At 38.3% G+C, this 20,310-nt stretch carries 25 protein-coding genes; 10 read left to right on the forward strand and 15 right to left on the reverse strand.

Annotated features, from left to right (window positions below; translation table 11 throughout):
- Nucleotides 1-29: 29 nt before the first annotated feature.
- Nucleotides 30-479, forward strand: a complete 450-nt coding sequence (locus HY987_RS02075) for a nucleoside deaminase (RefSeq protein WP_292755757.1) — start codon at nucleotides 30-32, stop codon at nucleotides 477-479.
- A 234-nt stretch (nucleotides 480-713) separates the two neighbouring features.
- Nucleotides 714-1,079 carry a DUF5518 domain-containing protein gene (locus HY987_RS02080; protein WP_292755120.1) on the forward strand — a complete coding sequence of 122 codons (366 nt, stop codon included), beginning with the start codon at nucleotides 714-716 and terminating at the stop codon, nucleotides 1,077-1,079.
- Between the two features lie 99 nt (nucleotides 1,080-1,178).
- Here HY987_RS02080 and HY987_RS02085 read toward each other — a convergent pair whose 3' ends face one another.
- The 10 genes from HY987_RS02085 to HY987_RS02130 form a co-directional block, all read right to left on the reverse strand.
- Complete coding sequence (locus tag HY987_RS02085) at nucleotides 1,179-2,312, reverse strand: tetratricopeptide repeat protein (protein WP_292755759.1); 1,134 nt, start codon at nucleotides 2,310-2,312, stop codon at nucleotides 1,179-1,181.
- Between the two features lie 238 nt (nucleotides 2,313-2,550).
- Nucleotides 2,551-3,246: an anaerobic ribonucleoside-triphosphate reductase activating protein gene (locus HY987_RS02090; protein ID WP_292755123.1), complete on the reverse strand. Its 696-nt coding sequence runs from the start codon at nucleotides 3,244-3,246 to the stop codon at nucleotides 2,551-2,553.
- Nucleotides 3,247-3,485: 239 nt separating this feature from the next.
- On the reverse strand, nucleotides 3,486-4,586 hold the full coding sequence (gene hisC / locus HY987_RS02095; protein WP_292755126.1) for a histidinol-phosphate transaminase: 1,101 nt from the start codon (nucleotides 4,584-4,586) through the stop codon (nucleotides 3,486-3,488).
- 166 nt (nucleotides 4,587-4,752) lie between these two features.
- Complete coding sequence (locus HY987_RS02100; protein ID WP_292755129.1) at nucleotides 4,753-5,244, reverse strand: gamma carbonic anhydrase family protein; 492 nt, start codon at nucleotides 5,242-5,244, stop codon at nucleotides 4,753-4,755.
- Nucleotides 5,245-5,416: 172 nt separating this feature from the next.
- On the reverse strand, nucleotides 5,417-6,697 hold the full coding sequence (glmU, locus tag HY987_RS02105) for a bifunctional sugar-1-phosphate nucleotidylyltransferase/acetyltransferase (protein ID WP_292755132.1): 1,281 nt from the start codon (nucleotides 6,695-6,697) through the stop codon (nucleotides 5,417-5,419).
- A gap of 80 nt (nucleotides 6,698-6,777) precedes the next feature.
- Complete coding sequence (gene glmM / locus HY987_RS02110; protein ID WP_292755135.1) at nucleotides 6,778-8,130, reverse strand: phosphoglucosamine mutase; 1,353 nt, start codon at nucleotides 8,128-8,130, stop codon at nucleotides 6,778-6,780.
- Between the two features lie 3 nt (nucleotides 8,131-8,133).
- The gene (locus tag HY987_RS02115) at nucleotides 8,134-9,360 is read right to left on the reverse strand and encodes a 2,3-bisphosphoglycerate-independent phosphoglycerate mutase (RefSeq protein WP_292755137.1); all 1,227 of its coding nucleotides are present in this window, start codon (nucleotides 9,358-9,360) and stop codon (nucleotides 8,134-8,136) included.
- A 5-nt stretch (nucleotides 9,361-9,365) separates the two neighbouring features.
- Nucleotides 9,366-10,043, reverse strand: a complete 678-nt coding sequence (locus HY987_RS02120; RefSeq protein WP_292755139.1) for a TIGR00297 family protein — start codon at nucleotides 10,041-10,043, stop codon at nucleotides 9,366-9,368.
- Nucleotides 10,044-10,056: 13 nt separating this feature from the next.
- Entirely contained in the window at nucleotides 10,057-10,647 is a 591-nt protein-coding gene (locus HY987_RS02125) for a 30S ribosomal protein S3ae (RefSeq protein ID WP_292755142.1), read from the reverse strand.
- A gap of 375 nt (nucleotides 10,648-11,022) precedes the next feature.
- Nucleotides 11,023-11,448 (reverse strand): hypothetical protein, encoded by a 426-nt coding sequence (locus HY987_RS02130; RefSeq protein WP_292755143.1) that lies wholly within the window; start codon nucleotides 11,446-11,448, stop codon nucleotides 11,023-11,025.
- Between the two features lie 171 nt (nucleotides 11,449-11,619).
- Between HY987_RS02130 and HY987_RS02135 the strand changes: the two genes are divergently transcribed.
- Entirely contained in the window at nucleotides 11,620-12,096 is a 477-nt protein-coding gene (locus HY987_RS02135) for a hypothetical protein (RefSeq protein WP_292755144.1), read from the forward strand.
- A gap of 82 nt (nucleotides 12,097-12,178) precedes the next feature.
- Here HY987_RS02135 and HY987_RS02140 read toward each other — a convergent pair whose 3' ends face one another.
- From HY987_RS02140 to HY987_RS02160, 5 genes are all read right to left on the reverse strand, one after another.
- The gene (locus tag HY987_RS02140) at nucleotides 12,179-12,502 is read right to left on the reverse strand and encodes a NifB/NifX family molybdenum-iron cluster-binding protein (RefSeq protein WP_292755146.1); all 324 of its coding nucleotides are present in this window, start codon (nucleotides 12,500-12,502) and stop codon (nucleotides 12,179-12,181) included.
- A 155-nt stretch (nucleotides 12,503-12,657) separates the two neighbouring features.
- Entirely contained in the window at nucleotides 12,658-13,398 is a 741-nt protein-coding gene (locus HY987_RS02145; protein WP_292755149.1) for a class I SAM-dependent methyltransferase, read from the reverse strand.
- Between the two features lie 89 nt (nucleotides 13,399-13,487).
- On the reverse strand, nucleotides 13,488-14,054 hold the full coding sequence (locus HY987_RS02150; RefSeq protein ID WP_292755151.1) for a flavodoxin family protein: 567 nt from the start codon (nucleotides 14,052-14,054) through the stop codon (nucleotides 13,488-13,490).
- 171 nt (nucleotides 14,055-14,225) lie between these two features.
- Nucleotides 14,226-14,780: a methylated-DNA--[protein]-cysteine S-methyltransferase gene (locus HY987_RS02155; protein WP_292755155.1), complete on the reverse strand. Its 555-nt coding sequence runs from the start codon at nucleotides 14,778-14,780 to the stop codon at nucleotides 14,226-14,228.
- Between the two features lie 87 nt (nucleotides 14,781-14,867).
- Nucleotides 14,868-15,746, reverse strand: coding sequence for an alpha/beta hydrolase (locus tag HY987_RS02160; RefSeq protein WP_292755158.1), 879 nt, complete (start codon nucleotides 15,744-15,746; stop codon nucleotides 14,868-14,870).
- A gap of 601 nt (nucleotides 15,747-16,347) precedes the next feature.
- Between HY987_RS02160 and HY987_RS02165 the strand changes: the two genes are divergently transcribed.
- The 7 genes from HY987_RS02165 to HY987_RS02195 all read left to right on the forward strand — a co-directional run bounded on the left by HY987_RS02165 (nucleotide 16,348) and on the right by HY987_RS02195 (nucleotide 20,257).
- The gene (locus tag HY987_RS02165) at nucleotides 16,348-16,821 is read left to right on the forward strand and encodes a response regulator (protein ID WP_292755160.1); all 474 of its coding nucleotides are present in this window, start codon (nucleotides 16,348-16,350) and stop codon (nucleotides 16,819-16,821) included.
- Nucleotides 16,822-17,268: 447 nt separating this feature from the next.
- Entirely contained in the window at nucleotides 17,269-17,715 is a 447-nt protein-coding gene (locus HY987_RS02170; protein WP_292755163.1) for a hypothetical protein, read from the forward strand.
- A 15-nt stretch (nucleotides 17,716-17,730) separates the two neighbouring features.
- The gene (locus HY987_RS02175) at nucleotides 17,731-18,216 is read left to right on the forward strand and encodes a DUF2178 domain-containing protein (RefSeq protein WP_292755165.1); all 486 of its coding nucleotides are present in this window, start codon (nucleotides 17,731-17,733) and stop codon (nucleotides 18,214-18,216) included.
- A 27-nt stretch (nucleotides 18,217-18,243) separates the two neighbouring features.
- Nucleotides 18,244-18,621: a DUF2178 domain-containing protein gene (locus tag HY987_RS02180; protein WP_292755168.1), complete on the forward strand. Its 378-nt coding sequence runs from the start codon at nucleotides 18,244-18,246 to the stop codon at nucleotides 18,619-18,621.
- 5 nt (nucleotides 18,622-18,626) lie between these two features.
- Nucleotides 18,627-18,818: a helix-turn-helix transcriptional regulator gene (locus tag HY987_RS02185; protein WP_008512175.1), complete on the forward strand. Its 192-nt coding sequence runs from the start codon at nucleotides 18,627-18,629 to the stop codon at nucleotides 18,816-18,818.
- Entirely contained in the window at nucleotides 18,793-19,515 is a 723-nt protein-coding gene (locus tag HY987_RS02190; RefSeq protein ID WP_292755173.1) for a CPBP family intramembrane glutamic endopeptidase, read from the forward strand. The genes HY987_RS02185 and HY987_RS02190 overlap by 26 nt, the downstream gene beginning before the upstream one ends.
- Before the next feature lie 58 nt (nucleotides 19,516-19,573).
- Nucleotides 19,574-20,257 (forward strand): CPBP family intramembrane glutamic endopeptidase, encoded by a 684-nt coding sequence (locus tag HY987_RS02195; RefSeq protein ID WP_292755176.1) that lies wholly within the window; start codon nucleotides 19,574-19,576, stop codon nucleotides 20,255-20,257.
- The last annotated feature ends 53 nt before the right edge of the window (nucleotides 20,258-20,310 follow it).

Genomic DNA, 20,310 nt, shown 5'->3' on the forward strand with positions numbered 1-20,310 from the left:
TATAATTGATTAAGGAACGCAGGGAAAACATGGAGATTGGACACCAAAAATTCATGGTTGAAGCTTTAAAAGAGGCTCAGAAAAGTTTAAATAATGGGGGAATTCCAGTTGGTGCTCTTCTCGTTAAAAATGGTGAAATAATAGGGCGGGGACATAATAAAAGGATTCAACTGAACTCCAGTATTCTTCATGCAGAGATGGATTGTCTGGAAAATGCCGGCAGGATGAAATCAGATGATTATAAAAATTGTACCATGTACACCACTCTTTCACCCTGTGCCATGTGTTCAGGGGCGATGGTACTTTACAATATTCCCTTGGTAGTTATTGGTGAGAATGAAAACTTCAAAGGACCAGAACAATATTTGATGGATAACGGAGTGAAGTTGATTAACCTGAACCTGGATTCATGTAAAAAGATGCTGGTAACATTCATCCAAAACAATCCCGAATTATGGAATGAGGACATTGGGATATGATTGGGGGATTGTGGATTGATTGGTTGGGGTTTGCTTGAGTAATAGATTGGAACTATTTTTTTTAATGTCTTATAAAGGAAAATTATTTTACAAAAAATAACCAATTAATAACTACTGTAGACTAAGATCTTAAAATTCAGTAACAAAATTCTTAGTAAAAAAAAGAGTCTTAAAAAACTGGAAATATTTTAGTAAACTATTAAAAAACATATAAAAAAATATGGGGCGATAAAAATGGTGAAATGGGGACCTGTAATTGTGGGATTTATTTTAGCAATCATCCTGGGTAATCTGTTCGGGATGTATGTGAACCAGTATTGGGGTGTAAACCTGGGACTATTCATTGCAGGGTTTATTGTCGGATACTGGGTGCATGAAGGAATAATAGGTGGTCTATGGAATGCTACAGTAGCCGGTGCATTCGGATCTATTGTGCTGGCCATTTTATTAATCATAGGAGGAACTATCTTTGGTGGTGTTGCAGGCCTAGCAGCAGGGGCAGTAACCGGTTTCACCATAGTGATAGTATCGTTAATCGCCAACATTGTTTTCATGGGTGTTGGAGGAGCCATTGGTGGTATGCTCAGTGGAAGCGATTAAAACCAATCCATTTATTTAAAAACAAATAATTGATTTCTTTTTTTATTTTATTTTTTATTCAAACTAATATTTCCTCTTGATAAGGAGGTACATGAGTGATTAGAGATTTTCCAGGCATTCATCCATCAATATCTGTGCATCTTGATTTTTAGGGTTTATAATCAGAGCTTTCCTGAAGCATCTTACTGCATCCTCGAACTGGTTTAGTTCCATGAATGCCACTCCTTTGTTACTTAAAAAGATCTCGTTATCTGGTTCTAAGGAGAGTGCTTTGTCATAACACTCCACAGCTTCATCAAACCGGTCTAATTCCATGAGTGCGTTGCCTTTACGATTCCATGTGGAAGAATCTGATTCATCTTCCAGACAAAGCTCCAGGGAACGATCATAACATTCAAGAGCATCTTCTGCCCGGTCAATTTGAGATAGAAGGTTTCCTTTGGCGTTCCACGCTTCCACGTCCTGTGGATTTAATTTCAGGATTTTATCATAGCAGTTCAATGCATCCTGGAAATGTCCCAACATCTCCAAAATGAAACCTCTCCAGTACAACAACAGCATGTTTTCATCGTTGATCTCAAGGGCCTTGTCACTGGTTTTAAGTGCTTCTTCAGGCCTGTTAGAGTTTAAAAGGGCTATTGCTTTGTTATTCAGCACATATTCGTTATTTGGTTCCAGTTCAAGGGCCTGGTCGTAACATTTCAGGGCTTCTGGGAATTTTCCCAGGCGTGAAAGATTATCTCCTTTACGGTTTAAAAGGTAAACATCATCTGGATCGATTTTTAAAGCAGCACTATAACATACCACGGATTTGTCGAATTTTCCCACATCGAAGAGTATGTCTGCTCTTTTGGTGATCATGGCTTTTTCATTTATTTTAGCACCTTCCCATTCCTCCATGGGGAGTTTAAGGAATCTTATAACCTGGAAAAGAGACTCGTCACTGGTGTGTTCCGGGTACATTTTCCGGAATTCAGATTCTAACTCCGAAGCGTTGCGAAAACCTTCCTCCCGAGCCAGTTCATTATTTTGAATGAGATCTGCAAATTTCACCACCTCTACCTCTGTCACTTCAGCTTCAAAGAGTTTTTTCCGCTCCTTAGAAACCAAGTTCCAGTAACAGTGCAGGCGATCTCCCTGGGATAATGGTTTTTTCCATATCTTCCTGATGGTGGTGGTTTTTTTACCAGTTATAAGATCTAAATGACGACTTCCAAATAGCAGGATTGGTATTTAACACCCTCCAATTAATTGATCATGTTTTTGTTGGTGATTTTAATGGGTTATACTAATTAAGATATTGACATTAAAGATTAGATGTTTTAAGATTTATTGGCATTCAAGATAGACGATTCAAGATTTATTGGCAGTTAAGATTATTAGATAAGTAATAGGATTTGCTTAGATACTGTAATTGGTAAATTCATCATTATTTTAAACTTTGATGGATTATCTTCATTTAAATGATTGGTTATAATATTTCATCACCGAATTGTGATGTTTTAATCTTGATTTTTCCCAGTATTGGTTTAACTTGCATTGCAATGTCTCGGAGTTCTTTTGGATCGGTATTTGGTGTTTCCTTCAATTTTTCGTCCAGCACAGTCCGGTTCCGGAATTGCTGTAGAGTGTAAATATCGCACTTTATATTCTCGGCAATATCAATAACATCCTTAGGTTCCAGCAATCCCGGAACATAGGTGGTTCTGCATTCCAGAAAACATCTCGAGTTAGAAAGTATTTCCATGCTTTCCTTTACCTTTTCACCAATCTGGGCACCAATAACTTCTTCGTATTTTTGGAAAGGGGCTTTTATATCCAGGGCAACATAGTCAACCAGTTCAATTATTTTTAGAAGTCTTTCAGGATAACATCCATTGGTGTCCAATTTGGTTTTCAAACCCTTTTGTCGGGAATACTCCAGGATCTTACCAACCTCTTCAGTTTGCATCATTGGTTCTCCACCGGTGACAACCACGGCATCAATGAAGTCCAGAGCTTCATCAATCTCACTTTCAATATCTCTGAGTGAAGCACTTTCCCCGCCCTCAATAATCTCGGGATTGTGGCAGTAAGGACATCTTAAAAGACAACCACCTGTAAATATTACCAGGGATAACTTGCCGGGATATTCAAGGGAAGAAAATATTACTCCTCCAATTATCATGAAATTTCCCCCTGAGAAGATGTATAGTTAAAAGATGCATAGCATAATCTGCCAGTGAAAATGTTACAATTATTCATTAGCTTCAACCACTTTTCCATCCAAGAACATCACTACAACACCTTTTAATCGATAATTTTATTCATTATTCATTAGCCCTATAACTCTTCCCCTAAATAATTACCTACATATATACCATACAAGGTTCGTTATTATACAAGGTTCCGTTATATGGATAATGTTCATTTTAAAATGGTCTTTAAAACATTAATGAACTTTTCATCTTCTTCCATTGTGGCTACACTGACTCGTATCCAGTAATCATCCAATCCTCTGAAAGACTTACAGTCCCGGACTATTATGCCATTTTTCATGAGTTCTTCTGCGATTTCTCCTGAGTTCATCCCGGTACCACGAACATCCACCAGGATATAATTGGCCCAGGACTGGTAAACCTTCAACTCAGGGAATTTGGACATTTCCCGGTAAAGATAATCCCTGCTCTGGATGGATAGCTGGGTGGATTTTTCAATGTAATCCGGGTCATCTAAAGTGGTGACTGCAGCTATGTAGGAGAGTTTAATAAGGCTGAAAACAGGTTTAACCCGGTGCATGTACTGAATGAATTCTTCATGACCAATACCATAGCCAATCCTCATACCAGCCAGTCCCATTACCTTGGAGAAAGTTCGGAGGATGAATAGATTTTCATATTCATCCAGGAGTTCCAAGTTGTTAACTCCTGAAAACTCCCAGTATGCCTCGTCAACCACTACCAGGGCATCAGTACTCTCTAAGATGGTTCGAATATCCTGTTTATCAATCAATCCCCCTGTGGGGTTGTTGGGAGTGCACAAGAAGATGACCTTTGTCTTGGGGGAGATTGCTTCCAGTACTGAGTTGAGGTTCAGCTGGTTTTTCTCAATATCCCAGCGTGCGTAAACCGGAACTGCCCCGTGTATGTTGAAGGTGAACTCATAGTACATGTAGGATGGCGGATGGACAATGTACTCATCATCAGGTTCAATAAGGGTCTTGGCCAGGACATCCAGGATTTCATCAGCACCATCTCCCCCTACAATCACTTCTTCAGGGTTTACACCAGCGTAAGAAGCAATTTTATCCTTTAAATCATCAATATTTGATTCAGGATAAGTGTTAATCGTGTGAAGATTTTCTTCCAGGGCTTTGATAGCTAATGGTGAGGGTCCTAGGGGATTTTCATTGGATCCCATTCTAATTATTTTAGCAGGATCAAGACCATAAGTACGGGCCAGATCTGCATTTGACCTACCAGGAACGTATGGATCAAGTTCATTGACTGTTTTTTTTATATTAACCATTAAATCAATCCGTATCGTTTGTTATTAATAAATGTAAGTATTATGGTGTAATTAGTAATATATTATCAGACAACATTTATCAATAACAGCATTATTAGTATCTGTCTTATTTATCCTTAGTTATTTATCTATCATTATCTTGAGAATGATTATACAAGTTATTCATCTACCTCTGTACTGATTTGCTACATTTTGCTGATTTAGCAAGCTTTAAATAGCGTAAGGCGTTATCTTTAATTTGTTTTATTTCTTCTTCCCCTAGTTTGCGTACGGCTCTGGCAGGAACACCCATTATCAGATAACCTTCTGGGAAAACCTTTCCTCCGGGCACCACAGATCCAGCGGCCACTATACTGTCTTTTTTGATGTGGCTGCCATTTAGTAAAGTGGCATTCATGCCAATAATACAGTTATCTTCAACTTTGCAACCATGGAGCACTGCTGCATGGCCTACTGAAACATAATTTCCTATTTCAAGGGGGAAATCTTTTGAAGAGTGAAGTACAGCATTATCCTGTACATTGGAAAACCTGCCAATAGTTATGTTTTCGATATCTCCCCTTATCACCGCATTATACCAGATGGAAGAATTTTCACCTATAATAACATTTCCAATGGTGTGAGCACCATGGAAAATCTGGACACTGGGATGAATCATAGTCTAAACTATGATCTCTATTCATAAAAACATTTTTCACAAAGGACTGCAATTCCCATTTTTAAAAAATTATTCCAAATCCACGGAAATTTACAAACCATTTAAGAATTAAAAATCTTAAAATAAAAAAAATTGAAAGATGTATAATTGAGGATGTTTAATAGGGGTTAAGTTACTTTTTATCCATCATTTCCTGTTTTTGAAGGTGAATAACTATCTTATTATCCGGTATATCCCGATAGATTATGGCACCAGAGCCCACTGAAGAATTTAAACCGATGGTCACTCCTGGATTGAAACTGGAATTAATACCAGTTTTAACTCCATCAGCGAATATGACACCCATTTTACGCCTTCCACTATTGATTCTTTTTCCTTTAACTGTTACTTTTACCCCTTCATCATCAAAACGGAGGTTAGCAATGTTGGTACCGGCAGCAAGGTTACAACGAGCCCCTATTATGGAGTCACCAACATACGAAAGGTGGTTGACATTTGTTCCGTCCATAATAATTGAGTTTTTAATTTCAACTGCATTTCCAACGTTAACATCATTACAGATGGAAGTGTGTTTACGCAGGAATGTATTGGGGCCAATGTCACAGTTTTCTCCAATGTAAACCGGGCCCATTATATAGGTTCCGGAACGGATAATACTCCCTTTTTTGATTATTACCGGGCCGTGAATAGTAACGCCAGGTTCAATCTCACCATCAATCTGATTTTCGGATGCTTCTAAGTAATGTTCGTTTAATTCCAGGAATTCCCAGGGACGTCCCACATCGATCCATTTATCCTGAGACACCAGACCTAAAACCATTTTACCTTCTTTGATCTGGATTTTAAGGGAATCTGTTATCTCATATTCTCCTCGTTCAGATTTCCCGGTTTTTTCAATAGCCTGAAAAATACTGGGGTCAAAAAGATAGATTCCTGCGTTTATAAGATTACTGGGAGCCTCACCGGGGTTTGGTTTTTCTACAATGTCCTTTATACAATCCCCTTCCAGTTCCACCACTCCAAAAGAAGAAGGATCATCAACTTCGGTGAGAACCAGAATGGATTGTGCTTGGGACCTGTGATATTTATCCATTAAACTTTTTATTAGCTCATTTTCCAGGATTATATCTCCATTGGTAACGATGATGGCATCTTTATCGTCTCTTGCAACATTTGCAACCTGTCCTATGGCGTGGGCAGTTCCCAGACGTTCTTCCTGGGTTACATAGGTGATGTTAACTCCCAAATATTCTCCATCCTTAAAGTGTTCCATCACGGCTTCTTTCTGGTAACCCACTATCATGGTGATGTCTTTTATCCCCGCATCCCGTAGTGCTTCTACATTATACTCCAAGAGAGGTTTCCCACCTACAGGGAGCATTGTTTTTGGTCGGGTGAGTGTTAAGGGTCGCATCCGTGTCCCTTCACCTGCTGTAAGTATAACCGCTCTCATTTGAACTCCTCTTTAACATTCTATATTCACATTGAAATATGAAACTCCACATATTTTAAGATTTTATAAAAAGTAAGATTTTATAAGAAATCATGGATGAACTTTGCTGCCTTTTCATGTATAATCCGTGCTTTATCCTCTGTTTTTCCCTCTAAAGTTATCCGGATGAATGACTCAGTTCCCGAAGGCCTTACCAGAACCCAGCTACCATCAGTGAATGATATTCTAACTCCATCTTTAAGGTTAATATTTACCACATCTTCATAAATCAAGGAGAGTTCAGTCTCAGCTTTACGCATAATGGGATCCTTTTGATCTTCCTGGCAGTCAATTTTATCTCTTATGGTGGGATAACTGGGAATATCGTCCAGGAGTTTGGATAAGGGTCCTTTATTTTGAACTAATTCAATTACCCTTAGGGCGGATAATATCCCATCAGGACACATACAGAACTGGGGGTGTAGCCATGTGCCAGAGGGTTCACCGCCAAAGTTTGCACCGATTGTGTGGATCATCTCTGCCACATGCACGTCACCCACCTTTGTTCTTTCCACTGTGCCCCCAACTTCTTCCAGGGTACGGTCAATACAGGCTGAGGCATCCACTGTGGTAACCACACAGCCACCTATTTCTGCTGATACCAGGGCTAATAGTTTGTCAAAATCTGCCATTCTACCCTCGTCGTCCACTGCTATCATGCGGTCAGCATCACCATCATGGGCTATTCCTAAATCTGCGCCAGTGACCTTCACCACCTTCATCAGCTCCTGTAGGTTTGCTTCGGATGGTTCGGGCTTCCTTCCCGGGAAAAAACCATCTGGCTGAGCATTTAAACTCACCACCCTACAACCGGCCTTTCTGAGAATGAGTGGAGATAAGTGGGATGCAGCACCATTAGCACAATCAACAATTACTTTCAAACCGGGCTTAATATTCATCAATTCAAGGAGATCTTCAATATAATCATTCACAACCGGACTTATATCTGTGATTTTACCGATATCTTCCCATGATGCTTTATAAAAATTATTTTCATGGATTATTTTCTCGATGGTCCGTTCCTGTTCCTGTAGATATGCCATTCCATCCGGATTCCATAGTTTAATCCCATTATCTGGTGAAGGATTATGGGATGCGGTGATCATCACTCCGGCATCTGCATTTAATTTCATGGTGGCGTAGCCTACCACTGGTGTGGGGACCATTCCTACACTCAGGACATGACAGCCGCCCTGCAGGATCCCGGCACTGACCGCTCTTTCCAGCATCAGGTTGGAAGTTCGAGTGTCATATCCCACCACCACTTCATGTCCTTTACCGAGGTAGGTGGAGATGGCTTTTCCAACATTCAGTGCCAGTTCAGGGGTTATTTCTTCTGCTATTTTCCCCCGTATCCCGGAGGTACCGAAGAGTTTGGGAATCTCATGTTCCATGATTTACGCTCCAAATTTGGTGGATCGGTTCATGAGATCCATAAGTATGTTCATGATATCGCTGCCTCTTATTCTAGAAAGACCACCACTGGCAGCAGCTCGCTCATTGAACTGGGTAACCTGGTCCACCCTCACACCAGGACCTTTAATCACTAAGGGAACCGGGTCTCCGGTGTGATCCATCACTGAGATGGGAGTGGAATGATCAGCAGTAAGGATGAAGTAAACATCTTCCAGTTCCATTACCCTACCAATTACATCATCAACTTTTTCAATAAATTCAACCTTCTCCTTTAGGTTACCATCATGACCTGCTTCATCAGCACCGTCAATGTTTATGAGTAGGAAATCATAGTCAAGTGAAGCATTCAACAGGATACTGCGGGTGATACTGTCCAGATTGGTGTCCACTCCACCAGTTGCCCCTTCCACTTCAATGATATCCATACCTGCTATCTGTGCAATGCCTTGAATAAGTCCTGTTTCAGCTATACATGCAGATTTAATACCGTATTTGTCATTAAACGGTTCTGCATTTGGTACTGCACCAGCACCTCGGGGTAATACGATGTTTGCAGGGGGCTCTCCGTTTTCGATACGTTTAAGATTAACTGGATGATCCTTCAGTAGATCATAAGATTTCTGGATCACCTTGTTAAGAATAATAGCGGTTTTTTCAGCCTGGGGGGAGCCATCTAACCCTACCACTTCTTTGACTTTTTTCCCATCGTGTTTGGGATCAGCATCAGATATCTGATCGGATAAACCATCTCCCCTTAAAACCAGAACTGCTCTGTGACCGGTGGATTCTTTGAATATGACTTCAACATCTTTTTCTCGTCCAATGGAATTAAGTGTCTCTGCCAGCTCTTTGGTACCTGCTCTGATCCTTCCTGCCCTGCGGTCAGTGATGATACCATCCTCGTTGGCTGTGGAAAAGTTACAACGGAAAGCTATGTCTCCAGACATAACTTCTACTCCCACTCCCGCAGCTTCAAATGGCCCTCGCCCGGTGTAAACTTGATAGGGATCATATCCCAGTATGGATAGGTGGGCTGTGTCACTCCCTGGTCTTATTCCAGGTTTTATGGAGTCCATAATTCCATTAACTCCCAACTGTGCCATTCGGTCCATATTTGGGGTTTGAGCTGCTTCTAAGGGGGTTTTACCTCCTAATTCCTTAAGGGGGCGGTCTGCCATCCCATCAATTATCATTATGATTCCCTTCATTTTTATCACCATATCACCCATACCATGATATTTCCCAATAAAGCTCCGGCTAGGGTAGCTAAAAGATTAACATGTTCATTGGATAAGTAACCCTTTATTTCCAGCACTGCTCCCAGTATACTGTCTACGAAACACCCAAAAGTCCCTGCTATAATTGCGATTTCCATAGTTTTAACCAGATCAGGGTACACACCTAGGATATAAGCTGCTAATCCAATTAAACCTGCCCCAATTATCCCTGCGAATGTTCCAAGGACTGAAATTCCACCATCAGTACCAGGGGGAACTTTTTTAAGGTTAGTTATAAGACGGGGGGTTGTAGCCACTCCTACCTCGCTGGCCATTGTGTCAGCAGTGGCAGTGGCTATGGAACCAATGAATCCGGCATAATTGCCGAAAGCAGCCATTACAAAGGCCACAATTCCGTTGGAGACGACGTTTTTAATGGTTCGAGTCCCTTCATAAACTCCGATCTCCTTTTTATAATCGTGTTTATACCGGGTGAACGCAACTCCCAGAATAAGAAATAAAAATATTAATAAAAGCCAGTTTACACCGGCGGCGAAGATGATGATCACACCCATTATGATCATGAAGATGGATCCCAGGAGATCCAGGGCCTTTCTCTTGTAGGTAATCAGCCCTATGATCACCAGGAGGATCACATATTCCCAGATAATCATCTATCTCCCAGATTTATGATTTTTTATCGTCAACTACTTTGGTTTTAATTACTTCCACCCTTTTAAGGGGGTAGATCTTCTTGGTTTCATGGTAAACATAGGAGGCTAGTTTCCCACCTATTATGTCTTCCACCAGTTCCACGAAGTTTTTCTGAGCTGCGGCGTCCACTACCAGTTTTTCAACAGTTTCCCGGATGTAACGCTGTTGTGATGATTTGGCCCTTTTGATGGTGATGGCCAGGACGTGGATCTTCATTTTCTGCCCGTCTTTACTCTCGGCTTTAACTATAGCGTCGATACGGCTGGTTCCTCTCCTGATCATACTTCTTACGTAATCACTGGTAACCTGGTGGCCTATGAAACGGGTGGTGGCGGTGTCTCCGGCAACTTCACTGATCTGGAACTTTAATTTCACATACTGTTTACTGAAATCACCAGTAAGCTCTCTCATAGTGGATTCAACTCTTCTTTTGAGGAGCATCTCAGGTTCCCGGGCAGGGGTGGTGCCTATCTCAGCGTCTCCAAATTCTTTAGGAGTAGTAATAGTGTACCATTGTTTATCTTTCCATGTATCTCTTACTCTTCTGCGTCTTGCTTTAGCCATAATAATCACTTATTGTTACGTATCATTATATTCACGTATTATTTCGTAAGATTTCTATTTCATAGAACTCGCAGTTCTAAATAAATTCGAAAAATCACAACCAGTCTAAAAGTTTAGAATCATTTATTATAAATCTCATTCATGGTTTATAAATATTCCCAAAGGTTGAAGGATGGATAAAAATCATTCCTCCAGAGCTTATATTGTGGGGTTTATTATCTCTTGCATCTGTCACTTATCTACCTTTTGAACAGTTGTATCTACTGGATAAAAATATGGTAATGTAACCATTAAAGCCATGAAGGTAAAATATTTTCGGTCAAGAGATTTTCAAACCTTTCTGGGGGTTTCCATTATTACTTAAACCTTTAAACCTTACCATGCAAATAATATAATAAAAATCCCACTTAACAGGTTCGCCAGGAACCAACCCATTCTTCCAATGGTGCTCCGGTATTTATAGCCCCGATATTCCTGGTTTCGGCTCCAGAACCAGAAACTTATGCTGTGGTAGATGAATATCACCCCTGGGATCCAGGCCAGCTTGAAACTCCAGGAAATATCCAAAATCAGCCCCACACCTATGAGTACATAAACCCATCCCACGAGAATATCAGCCATGGCCATGCCCAGCTCATAATCCCGATACTCAGGTAATATTTCTTTTTCTGCTATTCCCAGTTTAACAGCCCTTTTCCAATCCAGAACACTGATTAGCTGACCTATGAAATGAAATCCAAAACCGATTATTAGAATCAGCACTCCGGCCAGGATATTGGAATAGGTGAATAATTCCATCATTTTCCACTCCCTAGGGTAATATTGTCACTGGAGCCAAGTAAAATTTTTTATTTGGGGATTATAAAAATAAACATGTATCAAAATAATTAATGAAAATTAATTTAAATTACCATTTTAGGCCAGATTAATTCTGGAAAATGATTCAGGATAACAGAAATTGGGGGAATATGAATGTGGAAAACATCTAATAAGTTGTGGATAATAACCACTGCACCATTGGTGATAGTTGGATTGGGTTTCATTTATTTTGGAATTATGGCCTCACCTGAGGCTCTCACTGATGATGGTTATTCTCTTAAAAATTTCTTTTATTTTATGGGTGGTTCGTTTATCTTTTTCCCGCTTATGGGAGCTTTAGGAGTTTATTACTATTACAAAAGGATTAACGATCGGGAGACATTTCTTATTAATGATGGTATAAGGGGTGAAGCAGAGATATTAAGCAGGGAGCAGACTGGAACTTACATCAATGAACAGCCACAAGTTAAATTCAAACTTCTCATCACCACTCCTGATCTGGAACCCTACGAGCTGGAACATAAAGAAATAGTAAATCTATTAGACATGGGGTCAATTCCCGAAGGTAGGAAAATACCAGTAATGGTACATCCGGATAATCCCAAAGATATTATGTTGATTTTTGAATAATGGAGTTATTCTAGGAACTGTATATTTTAGTCCTAGTTTCTGTTAGGCCTAATTTTTCATTAATATAGTTTTATTAATCCTATTATAATTCACTCATAAACTTTTCATGTTTAATGAAACGCTCTAAAACCTCTTCAACAGTTCCTTCATCCTCAACCAATTTTAGATTGGCCTTTTTTATACCATATTTGGCTTTCATCCCTGCCTGGGCCGCTATTATGACCTCACAATCTCCCAAAATCCTGAGACCTTCATGCCATTGATGTTTTTCTTGAGGGTTGATGTTAGTTTCCATGTATTTGATAAATTCCACTTTATCATCATTCCACTGGTATATGGCGAATCCTCTGGCCCGGCCGAAATGATCGGTATTTATTCGGTCTGAGGTTGCAATTGCAATCTTCATGACTTTCCTCCTATTATGACGATTTTAAACCCCTATTTGAACTGATCTAAAAGATGGGGCCTTTAAAAATATTTTTTACGCTCATATCCTCATTTTTTAGTTATTAAATTTTTTCAGAGTTATTAAATATATTGTGGCCTTAAATAGGTTGCGCGTCATGTTTTAACGCATACAAACACTGGCCTTTTATCTGATTCTGCATCCCAGGGAAGATCAGTGTAGTCACTATAGATGCGGGTTTCAAAGCCAGTGTTTTCCAGGATTTTTTTAACTTCAGGTGTGTTGAACACGCCAATCTGGTGCTGGTCAACTTCAAAATCCATATTCCCATCTTCCTTAATCAAAAACACGAAGTTGGCATTGAAAACCCCATCGCATAAACGGCTCTGGGATATTCGGGCCAATTGAAGATCTCCTTCCACCACTGCATCCACCAGCATCCTGCCTTCCTCCCAGTTCTCAGTGCAGAATCCCAGGTCAAATATTAAAACTCCTCCTGGTTTCAGGTGATCATAAAATCGTTTAAAGGTGGTTCCCAGTTCCGAGAGGTTGGTGTGGTAGTTGATGGAGGAGAATAGGCAGATGATAACATCAAAGTCCCTCTCCAGGTTCATTTCCTTCATGTTGCCCTGAATTAATTCCATTTCTGGGACTTTTTCTCGGGCTATTTCCATCATTTCAGGGTTAATATCCAAACCAACAACATGGAACGAGTCTACAAGGTACTGGGCATGGTTACCAGTACCACAGGCCACATCCAGAAGGTCACATCCGCCTGAGTGCGGGTGAAGTTCCACCATTTTCTCAATGAATTCTGCTTCGCTTTTGTAGTCCATCCACTGATAGATTAGATCGTAATAACGGGCAAATTTACGGTAAAGTTCCTGTTCTGACATTTTATTGGATCCTTCCCTTTTTCAAAGGTTTTTGGAGTTTTATCATGCTATTAGGGGGGTTTTGATACTGATTTTTTTTATTTTATTTTTTATTTTATCTTTAATATGAGTTTGGCAACATTGTCTGCAAAACGGATTGCTGTTTCCATTCCTTCTGTATCCTCTTTTGCTTCTCCAGGTTGATGTCCGAAAACCATGTTCCAGTAGGTGCTTCCAGGAACGATCATGTCGTTGATGAAATAGAACATCAATAGTTCCTGTATAGTGGCTGTGTGCCCTCCTCTGCGGGCTACAGCTATGGGACCTCCTACTTTCCAGGATAAGAAATTACCCGAAGACATGTTAACCATTCCAATCCTCTGCAGGGCAGACATTAACTCTCCCCGGGCAGTACCAAAGTACACTGGTGAACCAACAATGAAACCATCTGCTTCCTTTAACTTTTCGATTATGTCGTTAAGACCATCTTTAAGAGCACACTGGTGTAATTCAGAGCACTTTCCACAGGCAATGCATGAACGGATTTTCTTCTGGCGCAGGGATAGTATTTCAGCTTTTAATCCATTTTTTTCTATGGTTTTTGCACATTCTTCTAGGACTTGCATGGTGTTGCTTTCTTTCCGGGGGCTGGCACATATCATTAGAACTTTCTTCATAAGAAGACCTCCTAATTCAGATTTCATTTCTTGGATTGTTATTTGTTCAACTTACCTTTTTAAATTCAATATTCTTATTTATGTTATAATTTAACTTTAGAAATTTTTATTTTATCCGCTTATTCTTTGATATGGATTATATGAAGTCCCGTTGGATACATTTATTTGATTTTAATCATAGTGAAATCGTGGAACAATCACCCGTCCCTTAACATCAAAATGGACACCCTCATTTTCAAGTAAAACCTGTTTCATGTCCATTCCGCCTTGAAAACCACCTAGATAACCATCAGATCGTATGGCACGATGACAGGGGATTATTATAGGAAATGGATTTTTTGCCAGTGCATTACCCACTGCCCGTGCTCCGTTTTCTTTACCCAGATACCGGGCAATGAGTTTATATGTACTGACTTTTCCTCTTGGAATTTGATGCTCAGCACGCAGAACAGCTTTTTGAAAGGGGGGACATGAATCAAGGGCCACAACATCAAGGGAGAACTTGACATCTTTTCCTTCAAGAAAATCTCTGATTTTTGCAGATAGAGAATCTATCTTTCCACAGGAAGAAACCGCATAATGGGGGTAACTATTGGTTAATTGATCTTCAGCAGATATATCTGGTCTGGAGAGCAGTATTCTGATAACCTTAACCTTTCTATTGACTCTGGACCAGATTAGAACCACTGGACCAAAAGGAGTGGGTGTTATGATTTTTATTTTCATTCTAAACTTCTATTTATCATTTCAAACTTTCATTTATATTTCAACCAGCAATTATCCTTTGTCATGCTTTTTTTAATCTACTCTTTCTCAAAGTCCATTTACAAATTCCCCAACACTCCTCATGGATCCTTCACCCTCGGGTAAATGGGAGTAAAATAATTGCCAGGAGTGGAACATGTCCTGCCAGACTTCTAAACTCACTTTAACATCTTTTTTAACTGCTAAATCCCGGAAACGATTGATATCACAAAGAAGAAGCTCCCGACTGCCGGCCTGGATCAGGAGGGGTGGTAGTCCCTCTAAGTCTCCGTATATAGGGGAAATTAGGGGATTTGAAGGAGGTTTCCCCTGCAGATATAACTCCCGAATCTTTTCCAATCTTTTATAGGTGATCCAGTCATTAACATCCTTCAGGTGATTGTAAACCACTGGGAATTTAAAATCCACGACTGGAGACATACAAACCCCACCCAGAGGCAGTGTTTCTCCCATCTTTTTCAGGGCAAGTAAGGTGGACAGAGCCAGATTACCTCCGACAGATATCCCTGCAACCACCAGTTCACTGGCTTGAAAACCTTCATCACGCAGCCAGAGGTAAGATAGGATGCAATCTTCAACTGCTGCAGGGAAGGGATGTTCAGGGGCTAAACTGTAATCAACACTGAACACTGAAAAACCAGTGTATCTGGATAATCTCTGGCAGAGGTCCTGGTGACCATGGGTGGATCCCAGGTTAATGCCACCCCCGTGGAAAAATAAAATCACTTTCTTATAGCTACTTTGAGGAGTCACAATCCAGTAAGAAGGCACTGGCGCATCAGGTTCGCTTGTAATTTTTAGAGGACCCTTGGAACTAAAAGAAAGATAAAATTCATCAAAGTCCCTCTGAACTTTCTCTATATCTCCTTTTTCCTGGTTGAACTGGTTCTTTATAACCTTAAGCAGGTTATCAACATTTTCGTTCATTTTTTAAACCTTGCAAATTTTTTAGAATCAGGCACATGTTTTTTCTCTGAAAAAGAAGATAAAGTAACCGGGATCATAAAAAAAGAGCTGTTTTTTTAGTAGATCGAATATCATATGTCATGATTATTCTCCCTGTTGGAATGTCTAATTGAAAAGTTGATAGTGTAATTATAAGTGAATATCCTTTTTGGTTTTGATCATCACCATTCATTCACAATACCATTTCATCAATACCAGTTCATTAAATAATTTAGGTATAATTTTAATTATTTCTACTGTAATCATTTTAACATTTATCATGATTGTTCATGTATTCACGATGGAAAGTTTATTTTATATAAATTTAATTGGGTTTCAATCGCAATTAATAATTTATATTAATGACAAATATAACATTGTATTTGATTTCTGGTTAATGTAATTTCCATGAGTCTAAAAAAATCATGAGATAAACATTTATGGAAGAATTAATGGAAGATGAAAAAAATTGGGGAAAGATGAATATTATGGGGTAGAATAATAAAAAAGAGGAAAATAATGAGTATATGTTATTTTAATAATGTAAACAGGCGTTATATGATGTTTTAAGGATGGGAACTTTATGGCTGATACAAGTATTATGCTGGTGGAAGACGAGATTATCGTTGCGGCTGATGTCAAAAATCGACTGGAGAATATGGGCTATTCTGTTTTGGGGATTTTTGATACAGGGGAGGAAGCCATTCAAAAAGCAGGAGAACTGAAACCCAGCCTGGTTTTGATGGATATTGTGCTCAAAGGAGAGATGGATGGAATAGATGCAGCCCAGAACATACGCGAACTTTATGATATTCCTATTATTTATTTAACTGCTTATTCTGATGAAAAAACCCTGGAAAGGGCCAAGGTAACTGAACCATTTGGTTATGTCCTGAAACCATTTGAGGATCGTGAAATCCAGAGTGCCATAGAAATGGCCATATACAAACACCAGATGGAGAAAAAGTTGAAAGAAAGTGAAGAAAAGTATCGTAAATTAGTAGAAAAGTTCTTACGTGTCTCTACGGAGATATTAAATGAGTTAAGCAAACCATAATACTTTAAAACAAATTAAAATGCTTCAAAACAAATTAAAAGACTTTAAAAGCAAATCAAGGCTTTAAAATATATATTAAGTTTTATTTATGATTAATTCACTATTTTTAAACTAATTTTAATATTTTATTCTTCAAAAAACATGATTTTTTATTTTAGGAATAATTCTCATCTTTGTTTCTTTAGCTATGATTTATTCTTTTCTTATGCAAATCTATTTTTTATTATATATTTTGGTTTATTTTTTATCTTTATTGGTTAGGAGTCTATTTCGCTATTTTGTGAAATTTGTTATTTTGTAAACTAGTAGTTACATTTAGTAAAGTTTATATAACATAATGTATAGTTTACTTTACATGGAATAGTGGTGAAATTAAAATTTTTAAAAAAATCCTAGAGTCTTTAATAATTAAGAGTTGTATGATAAGTGGAGATTGAGGGAGAATAAATGAATAAAATTTATAAAATGGGCAAAAAGAAATTTTTTTTAGTCTATATGCTCATAGACACATTTTTCGCAGGAATAGGGATGGGTGTCCCTTTTTTGTGCATACTGTTGGGATTTCCAGTAGGTTGGTACATAGCTAAACATTCAGCACTCAATGAAAAAGATGTAAGCACAATCTTAAATGAAATTTTAAAATATTCACTGTATACTGCCCTTTTCACATTTATTTTGATGCTGTGTATTTGGGTGCCCCTAAGCACAATGCTCCTTAATCCTGGTGCAGATTTTGTAAATACTGGAATTCCAATGATTCTTTATGACCCTAAAATAAGCTTCATTGGATGGATGATTCTGATGATATTCATATCTCCCTTATTACAGCTACTTTCCACGGTTTTTGCTTCAAACGTGGCTCTATGGAGATTATTTAAAAAGATGATAGTTTGATGGATAAAAAAATGGATGAAGATAGTAGAAGGTGATAATTTGAAAGAAGGTGATAATTTGGATAAAAAGTCCGGAATAGTATTAAAAATACTGTCCATATTCGAATCAGGGTTATTTTTAAAAATACTTTCAGTGTTTATAACTGGTCTATGGATTGCTGGTCTAATACTGGGGAATATTTACATTGTTCTGCTGGCAATCATCCTTTTAATTGCATTATGCGCGGTATTGTACATCCATAGAGATAATTTACAAGAAATTTTCCAGAAAGACAACAGTGTTGTTGTGGAAGATGAAAGAACTCAATTAATCAACGAGAAGGCAGCTACAATGACGTTCGGAATATTTGTAGCGGTTATAATTTATGCTGGTATCATTCTTATTGCCCTGAGGGACAGTTACCCTCAATTATTGCAGGCAGGGTGTACACTGATTATAGCCGCAGTGTTCTGTTTTATCTTGTACTTCACATCTCGAGCATATTACAATCGGAAATTCTAGGTGTAAAAACTTATAAAAGGTGATCTTATGAAAAATTATCAGATTCTAAGAATAATTGTTGCTATATTCGTTGCAACTGTAGTGGGATTATCGGTTATCACTGAAAACCTCCTTCTCGCCATTCTTGCAATTGTAATTGGTACTATGATATCCTACATTTACAAAAAGAATACCGATGAAATCCTTGAAGATGAAAGAATAGCTAAAGTGAGTGAAAAGGCATCTAGGATGGCCATAGTGCTTTTTTCTATTTCCATAGCTTTTATTGGAATGTTCCTTATCATGCTGAGAAATGAGTACCCTGATTTTACCCAGGCAGGGTTTACCCTTTCCTATGCAGCAGTTGCCCTGTTACTGTTATATTACATCTTCTATGGCTATTACGATAAAAAATATGGGTCCTGATTTATATGAAGAATAATCTCAAGGTATATCGAGCTACGCAGAATTTAACCCAGGAAGAACTAGCCAAGGGATTGGGCGTAACTCGACAGACTATAATTGCCATAGAAAAGGAGAAATATGATCCTTCCTTGATTTTAGCTTTTAAAATAGCTAAATTCTTTAAAGTGCAAATTGAGGATATTTTTATCTACAAATAAGATTAATGAGAGGATGCTCATGGAAATTTTCCAAACTCATGAAGCCAGAAACAACTTCCTGAAGCTGGTTTTAAAAATAATACTGGTCTTGGCTGGTATACAATTTTTAAGAGTAATCCTTTTTGGAGTTTTATCGGCCATTACCCAACCATTGGTGTTATTACATATTATTTGGAATGGTTTAAGTTTTATAATAGTGGGTATGATCCTGCTTATCTATTTTAAACCGTCTTTAAATGATCTTGGATTGGGATATGACAGTATCGGGCTGAGAACAAGGATACTTTATATTACTGGTTTTTCTGTACTTAGTACACTCATTTTAAGCCAGTATATATCTGAATGGGAGCTTAGCGTTCTTATTTTCTCCATGGTATTCGGTATAATAACTCCTGTATTTGAAGAATTGTTATTTAGAGGTTATATCTGGAGTAAGTTAAATGAATCAGATGGAATTATTAGCCCAGATATTTTAACATTCTTAACAGTTACACTCCTTTTTGGAGTATGGCAATTGGGTTATATTGATTTTTTCATCCGAAATCCTGTGATTATGGGCAATGCAGGCATGTTAATAACCTTAAAAATTGGGATATCTTTAGTTTTAGGTCTAATTGTAGGCTTTTTACGTTTTAAATCAGACAAAACATATGCTTCAATTATTATCCATGGTTTATGGAATATTTTTGAACCATGAACAAACTATGAACTTTAAAACATTTGATAATGTTGCAATTCAAAAAAGGAGCTTTAAAATGAAATTTTTCAATTCTTTACCAGACAGAAACAACTTTTTAAAACTTGTGCTGAGAATTATTCTGGCATTGGTTATTATACAAGGTGTAAGGGCGGTTATATTTTGTGGCCTCTGGACTGTTGTCCAGCCAGGGACTAATATAGTCCTTTTCCAGTTATTAAATGGTTTGACTTATATAATCATGGGGATAATTCTGTTTTTATATTTTAAACCATCTTTGAAGAATTTAGGACTTAACTGGGATGATATTCGCCTGAGAACCAGGATATTATATATCCTGGGGTTAACATTGCTGGTAATTCTGGTAGTGAGTCCATATACATTTGAATGGGAGCTTCATGTCCTGATTTTGGGTTTGCTATTTGGTATAATAACTCCTTTATTTGAAGAACTCTTATTCAGGGGTTATATATGGGGCAAGATCTCTGAATCTGGAGGGATGGTCAATCCCAATGGGTTAACACTCTTCACTGTAACTATACTTTTTATGGTGTGGCATCTGGGATATGTGGATGTTTTAATGCTTCACCCTTTGGCTACGGGTAGTTTGACCATGATTATGATCTCTAAAATGGGAATAGGCCTAGTTTTAGGATTAATAGTCGGATATCTGCGCCTTAAAACTGGTAAAACTTATGCTTCAATTATTTTTCATGGATTATGGAATGTTTTTGCGCCATGAATGGTGAATCCATATGTTGTAAACATTCCACAAAGTCGGATATTAAAATAATT

This window comes from Methanobacterium sp. (assembly GCF_016217785.1).
Classification (GTDB): domain Archaea; phylum Methanobacteriota; class Methanobacteria; order Methanobacteriales; family Methanobacteriaceae; genus Methanobacterium.